Consider the following 9578-nt stretch of genomic DNA (forward strand, 5'->3'; position numbering starts at 1 on the left):
TAAAATTATAGGAGGTGGACTTTAATGGCTCGTATTGCCGGAGTTGATTTACCACGTGATAAGCGAATTGTTATTGCGTTAACATACATTTATGGTGTTGGAAACACAACTGCTCAGCAAGTTTTGAAAAAAGCTGGGGTATCAGAAGACGTTCGTGTACGTGATTTAACACCTGATCAAGAAGATAAGATCAGAGAAGCTCTTGATGGTTACACAATCGAAGGTGACTTACGTAGAGAAGTTACTATGAGTATCAAGACTCTTCAAGAAATCGGTTCATATCGTGGGATGCGTCATCGTCGCGGTTTACCTGTTAGAGGTCAACACACGAAAAATAACGCACGTACAAGAAAAGGTAAGAAAACCACAATCGCTGGTAAAAAATAATAAAGAAGGAGGCTATCAGTTTCTATGGCTAAAACTAAAAATACTCGTAAGCGTAAAGCAAGAAAAAACGTTGAGTCTGGTGTAGCACACATTCACTCAACCTTTAATAACACTTTGGTTATGATTACCGATGTTCAAGGGAATGCTATTGCTTGGTCATCAGCTGGTGCATTGGGATTCCGTGGAAGTCGTAAGTCTACCCCATTTGCTGCTCAAATGGCTGCTGAAGCAGCTGCTAAGACTGCAATGGAACATGGAATGAAATCAGTAGAAGTTGCTGTTAAGGGTCCTGGATCTGGTCGTGAGTCAGCTATTCGTGCTTTACAAAGTACTGGTTTGGAAGTTGCTGCAATTCGTGATGTAACTCCAGTTCCACACAATGGTTCTCGTCCTCCAAAACGTCGTAGAGTTTAATATTTAATGAACGTTAAAGTTTTAAATTACTCAATGCGTTTTTGAAAGGGGTAGAGACTACAATGATTGAATTTGAAAAGCCAAACATTCACAAAATTGAAGAAACAGACAACTATGGTGAAATAGTTGTAGAACCACTCGAAAGAGGATATGGTACCACTTTAGGCAATTCACTTAGACGTGTCTTGTTGGCTTCATTACCAGGAGCTGCGGTTACTAGCATCCAAATTGATGGTGTTCTACACGAATTTTCAACTGTAAAGGGTGTAGTTGAAGATGTTACTCAAATTATCTTAAACGTTAAAAAGATTAATTTGAAAATTAACTCAGATGACAATGAAACAAAGTCAATGAGTATTAATGTAACTGGACCAGCCGATGTAACCGCAGGTGATATCGTAACTGATAGTGATGTTGAAATTTTAAATCCGGATTTGCACATTGCAACGGTTGCTGACGGAACTACATTCCACATGAACATGACTGCCAACAAAGGTCGCGGCTACGTTTCTGCTGAAGAAAACAAAGCCAAAAACGATGGTATGCCAATTGGTGTTCTACCAGTTGATTCTATTTATACCCCAATCGAACGTGTTAATTATCAAGTAGAAGATGCACGTGTTGGTCAACGTGATGATTACGACAAATTGACGTTAGACGTTTGGACTAATGGTTCAATTACACCTTCTGATGCAATTAGTTTGGCAGCTAAGATCTTAAATCAACATTTCCAATTATTTATTGATTTAACTGACAGAGCAAAGAATGCCAATGTTATGGTTGAGAAGGAAGAAAGCCATAAAGAAAAAATGCTTGAAATGTCAATTGAAGAATTGGATCTTTCAGTTCGTTCTTACAATTGTTTGAAACGTGCTGGAATTAATACTGTTCAAGAATTAACTGATAAGTCTGAAGCTGACATGATGAAGGTTAGAAATCTTGGCCGTAAGTCACTCGATGAAGTTAAAGAAAAATTAGCAGCATTAGGACTATCTTTACGTAAAGAAGACTAAAAAGGAGGATATCCGGTTATGAGTTATCGCAAATTACAACGTACGAGTGCTCAACGTCGTGCTTTGCTTCGTAATTTGACTACTGACTTAATTGTTAACGGTCAAATCAAAACAACAGAAGCTCGCGCTAAGGATGTTAGATCATTAGCCGACAAGATGGTTACCTTGGGCAAGAAGGGTGACTTGAATGCTCGTCGTCAAGCTGCAGCTTACTTGCAAAACACCATTGCTGATGTAAAAGAAGACGGAGATAGTATCAAAGTAACTAGTGCATTACAAAAGTTATTTGACGAAGTAGCACCAAAGTATACGGACCGAAACGGTGGTTACACACGTATTCTTAAAACAATGCCTCGTCGTGGTGACGGTGCACCAATGGTAATCTTGCAATTTGTCGAATAATTTCGATATTTGTTAAGAATAATAAATATTTCACTATAGGAATCACTAAGGTTAAAGGTATAAAGTGTTACGATGATGGATTTTCCAAGTCTAGCTTGAATGTGGTTAACTCCATGCGCCTTAATCTTTTAGTGATTTTTTTATACATAATTTTAATAATAGGAGAGCTGATTCCATGAATCCAATCATTAATGTTTCCAATCTTTCTTTTAGGTATAATAATGAAGATGATCATAAGGTATTAGATGATGTCTCTTTTCAGTGCGAAAGGGGTGAATATATTTCATTAATCGGTCGGAACGGGAGTGGTAAAAGTACCATTGCCAAAATGGTTGATGGTCTTCTAACTCCTAGTGAGGGAGAAATTGTGGTAGATGGGATCAGGTTGGACTCTCATGGTAATGACCGCGAAACAAGAAAAGCAATTGGCTTAGTTTTTCAAAATCCAGATGATCAATTTGTTGGTGCCACGGTAGCAAGTGACGTTGCGTTTGGACTTGAAAATCGGGCGGTTCCAAGAGAAGCGATGAAGCCAAAAGTTAAATCGGCGTTAGAAAAGGTAGGAATGTGGGAATATCGAGACGAGATTCCTAGTAGTCTTTCTGGTGGACAGAAGCAACGGGTCGCAATTGCAGGAGCAATTGTGCTTGATCCTAAAATTTTAATTCTAGATGAAGCGACAAGTATGCTAGATCCTTTAGCTACTAGACAAATTCATCAAGTTGTCAACAAATTAAATCAAAAACAAAATATGACAATTCTCTCCATTACGCATGATATCAATGTGACGGCTAAATCCGATCGGATATTAGCACTTAATAATAATAAAATTGTATTTGACGGAAAACCAAGTGCTTTCTTTCAGAAGCATCAATTAATTGCTGATATGGATCTAGATCTTCCTTTTAGTGAGAAGTTAAGGCAGAAATTCCTTGATGCAGGATATGACATTACTGACAAGTACATGGATGATGAGGGGATGAGCCAATGGATAAGCACATTATTTTAAGTAACGTTGATTTTGTCTATCAACCCGGTCTGCCATCAGAAAGACAGGCTTTAAGTAATGTCAGTTTAAAGATTAATAAGGGTGAATTTTTGGGTGTTGTTGGAAAAACTGGTAGCGGAAAGTCAACGTTAGTTCAGATGATTAACGGATTATTGAAACCGACTTCAGGGAGTGTTACCGTTGGCAAAATCAAAATTAACAGTGAAACTAACAACCATAACCTAAGTGAGCTCAGAAAAAAAGTCGGAATGATTTTCCAGTTTCCGGAAAAACAACTGTTTGAAGATAATGTTCTAAAAGATGTATCTTTTGGTCCACTTAATTTTGGCGAAAATGAAGCAGTTGCAAAAAAGAGAGCCATTCAGGCGCTTTCAATTGTTGGCATTAGTAAAGAACTATATTCTCGTTCACCCTTTGAGTTGTCTGGCGGTCAAATGCGTCGGGTCGCAATTGCTGGAACGATTGCATGTGATCCAACCGTTCTCATTTTAGATGAGCCAACGGTTGGATTGGATCCTAGTGGCAAGACTGAGATATTAAAGATCATCAAGCAACTAAACAAAAATGGAGTAACCATCATCATGGTTACTCACGATATGGATGTGGTGGCACAAAATGCTACCCGTGTTGTGGTTATGAATGGTGGAAAAGTGTGTTCTGATTCAACTCCCAGGGAATTATTCAGCAATTACAAGTTAATCGATCAAAATTCATTAGCGCTTCCTGATTCTGTCCAGATATACTATGATTTAATTAATCGAGGCATCAGATTAAAAAAGATTCCGTTAACAGCGGATGAAGTTGTTGACGAAATTACGCAAAAACGAAGTGGAGTGAAGTAGAATCGATCAATTTGTGTTTGGAAAATACTTTCCTGGAAATTCATTCATTCATCGTTTAAATCCAGCGTTTAAGATTTTAGGCTCCGTTATCATTATTACGCTTATTTTGATGTGCAATAATTGGGTCAGTTACGGATGTATGACGTTTTTTACGTTGGTACTGATATATTTATCCCATTCTCGAATTAAGATGCTTCTAAAGGGGATCAAACCCATTCTGTGGCTAATTATTTTTACGGTCTTGATTCAAGTGTTTTTTGGCCATGGCGGAACGGTTTATTTTCATTTATGGTTTATCTCCATCACTTCATCGGGAATTATTAATGCGGTCATGATATTTGTTCGATTGGTCCTTATTATCACGATTGCTACTATTTTGACCATCACGACCAGTCCATCGATGATTGCACTTGGTGTTGAGACGATTCTGAGACCGCTTAAGTGGGTTAAAGTTCCCACTGAAACGATTGGGATGATGGTTTCAATTGCACTGCAATTTATTCCGACTCTAATCGATGAGTTAAATGACATTATGAATGCTCAAAGGGCACGGGGTGTTGATTTTGGTAAAGGCAAATTAATGAAACGAGCTAAAAGCCTAGTGTCGCTGATTATTCCCTTGTTTGTTTCTTCTTTTCGTCATGCTGAACACCTTGCAGATGCCATGGAAGCTCGTGGATATTCTGATGAGGTCAAGCGAACTCATTATCAGCTCGTCTCTTGGACGGTCCTTGATTGGGTTGCTTTAGGGGTCATGATGGTTTTAACGGTTGTAATTATTTTAGTGAGGAATTAGATGAAAACTCGGTATAAAATTACATTTGCATATGATGGGACTAAATTTGCTGGCTTTCAAATGCAGCCAAAGCAGCGAACGGTGGAAGGAACTTTAACTAATATTATTAACAAAATGGCCCAAAAAAGTGGCAAGCATGTTTTACTTTATGGATCTGGCAGAACTGACGCAGGTGTTCATGCCCTAGGTCAGGTTGCCCATTTTGATTTTCCCTATGATTTAGGTGAGGAAAGTATGTTAAAGGGGTTAAACAGTATGTGTCCCCTGGATATTGAAATAATAAGTGTGCAAAAGGTTAATGCTGACTTTCATGCTCGTTATGATGTAACGGGGAAAAAGTACTTGTATCGGTTGGATTTGGGGCGCTTTACCAATCCATTTAAAAGAAATTATACTGCTCATTGGCGTTTTCCCGTTAATTTCAATTGGATCGAAGAGGCTATTCATGATTACGTTGGCAAACACGACTTTTCGTCTTTTGTTGCTTCTGGTGCAAAGGAAGGAAGTCGGGTTCGTACAATTTTCTCGGTTGATGCTAACTTAGATAAAGTTACTAATGAGATGCAGTTCGAGTTTTATGGTGATGGTTTTATGTATAATCAAATTCGGATTATGGTTGGGGTGCTGATGGAGATTGGACGGGGAAAGCGGCCAGTGCATGATATCCAACGATTGTTCAAAGTGAAGGATCGAAACGAAGCACGTTTAACAATGCCAGCTAATGGATTGTACTTAAAAAAGGTTTATTATCCAGGAGATGATCCAAAACATTCAAAACGAAAACATCATCCAGATGATTAAAATGAATTTGACTTTCAGAAGAAATGTTAGTACTATTGTAATTGGTATTGTTTGCCCCACGATAAGCCCCGGAAACTTATTAGGTGTCGAACAAACACGGAAACATGGAGGAATTAAAAGTGCATACAACATATATGGCTAAACCCGGCGAAGTAGATCGCAAGTGGTACGTTATTGACGCAGATGGCGTTGAATTAGGTCGTCTCTCAAGTGTCGTTGCTTCTATTTTACGCGGAAAAAACAAACCTACATTTACGCCAAACGTAGATACAGGTGACAATGTTATTGTAATCAATGCATCTAAAGTTGCATTGTCTGGTAAGAAAGCTAGTGGCAAGATTTATTATCACCACACATCTTACATTGGTGGACTTAAGTCAATTACTGCTGGTCAAATGAGAGCAGAGAAGCCTGATCGACTTATCGAAACTTCAGTTAAAGGTATGCTTCCTCACGGTACATTAGGTCGTCAAATCGCTAAGAAACTTCACGTTTATGCAGGTGAAGATCACACTCATGAAGCTCAAAAACCAGAAGTTCTTGATATTAAGAACCTAATTTAAGGAGGAAACACAATTGGCTAAAGTACAATATACCGGCACAGGTCGCCGTAAAGATTCAGTTGCTCGTGTACGCTTAGTACCAGGTACTGGAAAAGTTGTAATCAATGACAAAGATGTTGAAGATTACATTCCATTTCCTAATTTAAGAGAAATCATTTTACAACCATACAATGTTACTGAGACACTTGGTAACTATGACACATTAGCTAACGTTAATGGTGGTGGATATTCAGGACAAGCTGGTGCTGTTCGTTTAGGAATTGCACGTGCTTTACTTGAAGTTGATCCAGACTTTAGAGAAGCCCTCAAGAAGGCTGGTTTATTAACACGTGACCCTCGTATGAAGGAACGTAAGAAACCCGGCCTTAAGAAAGCTCGTAAGGCTGGTCAATTCTCAAAACGTTAATCAGAAGATTATATTTTGTCGCTCATGTCCGCATGAGCGCTTTTTTATTAAATGGGTGAATTTAAAATGAAAAAGACACGAAATTATCATATTGCAATTTTGTCAGTTTTTATTGCCATTATTTTGATTCAAAACTTTGTTCCTATTTTAGGATATATTCCGGTTGGTCCACTAAGCATTACGTTAATTCCCATTACCGTGATTGTGGCAACCTTAGTGCTTGGTTTAAAGGATGGCTTTATTCTTGGAACGCTCTGGGGTGTAATTGTGTTTGTCAGGGCCTTTACGTGGCCTACTAGTCCAATTGCTCCACTTGTCTTTGAGAATCCGATTACGGCCATTTTACCGCGGGCCCTAATCCCGGTAGTTGCTTACTTTTCCTACAAATGGTTAAAAAAATTACTTAATAATAAGCTTTCACTTGTGATTGCATGCGCTTTGGGTTCCATGACCAATACAATTTTAGTGCTGTTATTTATTTATATTTTTAATCGAAAGCAAGCCCCAATCCTATACCATGTGAGTGTTGACAAAATTATCTATGCCTTATTAGGGGTAGTTGGAACCAATGGTCTGATAGAAATGATTATTACAGCAATTGTTTGTCCAATTATCATTATTTCGTTAGATAAAGTAATCCAAAAATAAAAAGCAGATCATTACGATCTGCTTTTTGTTACTTTGATGCGTCCGATGATTTTTTGTCACCATCTTGTTTTGAATCGTCATCTGGTCCCTCATCAGGGTCTTTTTGAATTCGTGGAGCTTGCTTAATCATTTTAAGATCTTTATGATTAATAACGGTCTTGTTATGATACTTATCAATTATTTCTGGATCATCAGATTCAAATGTAATCAAAAAGGCATTATTGTAAGCTTTATCGATATAACCGGTAAAATCATTCTTTTCAAGTTTAAACGATACTTCATCGCCAACTTCAAAGGGTGATTTTTCGGTCTCCGTTTGTTCATCGTGTTTCTTTGCCAAACTGACCACCTCCAATTGTATTCAACTAATGAAATATAAACGAATAATTAACATTTGTCAATTTTTAACATTTTTGTAGTACAATTTAAACAGTAAATTTATTTGTAAGGAGGGCTAGTGTGGCTAGGAAAAAGAAGCAAAAGCAAAATAAGTTAGTTGCTTATGTCCTGACCGTGCTAATCCTGTTAGTCATGTTCGTTGGTGCTGTGATGATTTTAGGCAATTCTCATTTTAATCCGCGGTATGAACAAAATAATGTTAGTGTTCAACATAAGGAATTTATCAACAAGATTTTACCGAAGTCAGTTGAGATGCAACGGAAGTATAAAATTTTGACTAGCATTACCCTTGCTCAGGCTATTTTAGAATCAGATTGGGGCCAAAGTACTCTGGCCTCAAAATATAATAATCTTTTTGGTGTCAAAGCCGGTGCTGGACAAAAGAGTGTCACTTTGGACACCACTGAATATACGAGTGGATCACCCGCAATGGTTCACGGAAGTTTTCGCGTTTACAGTAATTGGGATGAGTCAATTGAAGATCATGCTGTATTACTAGCTCATGGCACAGACTGGAACCCCATGCAATATAAAGAAGTTGTGTCGGCGGACAATTACGTCGATTCTGCCAAGGCGCTCAGTACCGATGGATATGCAACAGACCCGGCTTATGCAGACAAAATAATTAAAATCATTAAAAAGTATCATCTTAATCAATACGATAAACAATGATGTAGCAAAAGATTTATTGGAGGTTAAACTATGGATTCAGTATTACTCTACCCAGGAAGCACAATTGGAATTATTGGTGACTATTTTAGTAGTACGCAACTAGTTAACGTGGCCCGCGACGCGGGATTGAAAATTGCCACCTATAGTTCTAATTCAGATAGCGAGATCGCTAGACAATCTGATTACGCATTTACAGGTGACGTTAATGATGTTGATACTTTAAGGGAATTTTCTGAGAAGTGTGATTTAGTTACATACGTTTCAAATGACATTGATCCTCAGGTTATTAATGAAATCGAAAAGTATACTTATGTTCCTCAAGGCGAATCCCTTTTAGAGATTAGTCAGGACCGTGTGATGGAAAGGGCCTTTTTTGATCAAATTAACGTCAATACGTCACCATACGTCACTATTATTAACTTGGAAGATATCTATCAAGCAATTGATTCAATTGGATATCCTGCAATTTTAAAGCCAATTCAGCGACACATGACTAATAACCAACAACTGGTTATTAACGAATCAAATGATATTGCACTTGCTTCTGATATGTTAAAAAGGGGTCCATATATACTGGAATCTTACGTTCCTTACCGTTTCGAATACGCAATTATTGCTACTAAATCAGTAAAAGAAGATTTACAACAATTTCCCGCCGTTAAAACCAGTTATTTAGGGAACATGCTCCAAACGGTAAGTACTGATACTTCCAAAACAGATTCTAACGTTATTAACGAAATGATTAGAATTGTTAATCAAATCGGCAAAAATGTTAAATACGTTGGTTCATTTGAGGTATCGTTCGGTGTAACGGCTGATCAAAACATTTACGTTACAAACATTGATCCAACCGTTAATAATGCCGGTTTTTTGTTTAATTTAGCTACTGATATCAGCGAGTATGATCAACATCTTCGGGCCATTTCAGGGTTGCCATTAGCTAAGATTAATAAGATTAGTGATGTGGTTGCTCGTTTGTTTACGAAAAAGCAATATGAACAGGTTCTTAGACAACGAATCCTTCAACCAAACTGGCAATTTTATTTTAATTATCACAGTAATGCACGTGATGATGATGTGGTTGGAGTGATTTTAATTCCAACCAATTCGGTCGAAGAGACGTTTAATCGAATTGTGAATACAGGAATTTGGACCAAAAATTAAATGTTATTAAAATTGAAGAGTCGGCAATTTGTCGGCTCTATTTTGCTATAATTAATGATGGA

Annotated in this window: 14 protein-coding genes; 13 read left to right on the top strand and 1 reads right to left on the bottom strand. The window is 37.7% G+C overall.

Annotation, left to right across the window (positions count from 1 at the left end; genetic code table 11):
• The first annotated feature begins 24 nt into the window (after positions 1–24).
• From rpsM to AC6UDG_RS02675, 11 genes are all read left to right on the top strand, one after another.
• Positions 25–387 (top strand): 30S ribosomal protein S13, encoded by a 363-nt coding sequence (gene rpsM, locus AC6UDG_RS02625; RefSeq protein WP_500693559.1) that lies wholly within the window; start codon positions 25–27, stop codon positions 385–387.
• Between the two features lie 24 nt (positions 388–411).
• On the top strand, positions 412–801 hold the full coding sequence (gene rpsK, locus AC6UDG_RS02630; RefSeq protein ID WP_010022745.1) for a 30S ribosomal protein S11: 390 nt from the start codon (positions 412–414) through the stop codon (positions 799–801).
• A gap of 62 nt (positions 802–863) precedes the next feature.
• The gene (locus AC6UDG_RS02635; RefSeq protein ID WP_500693560.1) at positions 864–1814 is read left to right on the top strand and encodes a DNA-directed RNA polymerase subunit alpha; all 951 of its coding nucleotides are present in this window, start codon (positions 864–866) and stop codon (positions 1812–1814) included.
• Between the two features lie 18 nt (positions 1815–1832).
• Positions 1833–2216, top strand: a complete 384-nt coding sequence (gene rplQ / locus AC6UDG_RS02640; protein ID WP_500693561.1) for a 50S ribosomal protein L17 — start codon at positions 1833–1835, stop codon at positions 2214–2216.
• Positions 2217–2391: 175 nt separating this feature from the next.
• A complete protein-coding gene (locus AC6UDG_RS02645) occupies positions 2392–3225 on the top strand; it encodes an energy-coupling factor transporter ATPase (protein ID WP_500706317.1) in 834 nt (277 codons plus the stop codon).
• Positions 3204–4067: an energy-coupling factor transporter ATPase gene (locus AC6UDG_RS02650; RefSeq protein ID WP_500706318.1), complete on the top strand. Its 864-nt coding sequence runs from the start codon at positions 3204–3206 to the stop codon at positions 4065–4067. Before AC6UDG_RS02645 ends, AC6UDG_RS02650 begins: the two co-directional genes overlap by 22 nt.
• A gap of 13 nt (positions 4068–4080) precedes the next feature.
• The gene (locus AC6UDG_RS02655; protein WP_500699284.1) at positions 4081–4863 is read left to right on the top strand and encodes an energy-coupling factor transporter transmembrane component T family protein; all 783 of its coding nucleotides are present in this window, start codon (positions 4081–4083) and stop codon (positions 4861–4863) included.
• Positions 4864–5664, top strand: a complete 801-nt coding sequence (gene truA, locus AC6UDG_RS02660; RefSeq protein WP_500706319.1) for a tRNA pseudouridine(38-40) synthase TruA — start codon at positions 4864–4866, stop codon at positions 5662–5664.
• 119 nt (positions 5665–5783) lie between these two features.
• Positions 5784–6227: a 50S ribosomal protein L13 gene (gene rplM / locus AC6UDG_RS02665; protein WP_500693566.1), complete on the top strand. Its 444-nt coding sequence runs from the start codon at positions 5784–5786 to the stop codon at positions 6225–6227.
• Between the two features lie 13 nt (positions 6228–6240).
• Positions 6241–6633 carry a 30S ribosomal protein S9 gene (gene rpsI / locus AC6UDG_RS02670; protein ID WP_500696539.1) on the top strand — a complete coding sequence of 131 codons (393 nt, stop codon included), beginning with the start codon at positions 6241–6243 and terminating at the stop codon, positions 6631–6633.
• Between the two features lie 66 nt (positions 6634–6699).
• Positions 6700–7281, top strand: coding sequence for an ECF transporter S component (locus AC6UDG_RS02675; RefSeq protein WP_500696540.1), 582 nt, complete (start codon positions 6700–6702; stop codon positions 7279–7281).
• 28 nt (positions 7282–7309) lie between these two features.
• Here the strand turns inward: AC6UDG_RS02675 and AC6UDG_RS02680 are convergent, their stop codons facing one another.
• The gene (locus tag AC6UDG_RS02680) at positions 7310–7621 is read right to left on the bottom strand and encodes a DUF2187 family protein (RefSeq protein ID WP_500693568.1); all 312 of its coding nucleotides are present in this window, start codon (positions 7619–7621) and stop codon (positions 7310–7312) included.
• Between the two features lie 119 nt (positions 7622–7740).
• Here AC6UDG_RS02680 and AC6UDG_RS02685 point away from each other — a divergent pair, with 119 nt between their 5' ends.
• Together AC6UDG_RS02685 and AC6UDG_RS02690 are read left to right on the top strand one after the other, a co-directional pair.
• Positions 7741–8352 (top strand): glycoside hydrolase family 73 protein, encoded by a 612-nt coding sequence (locus AC6UDG_RS02685; protein ID WP_500706320.1) that lies wholly within the window; start codon positions 7741–7743, stop codon positions 8350–8352.
• 30 nt (positions 8353–8382) lie between these two features.
• Positions 8383–9516, top strand: a complete 1134-nt coding sequence (locus AC6UDG_RS02690) for an ATP-grasp domain-containing protein (RefSeq protein ID WP_500699292.1) — start codon at positions 8383–8385, stop codon at positions 9514–9516.
• Positions 9517–9578: the final 62 nt, after the last annotated feature.

It is taken from the genome of Fructilactobacillus sp. X2R1C1, assembly GCF_059901435.1.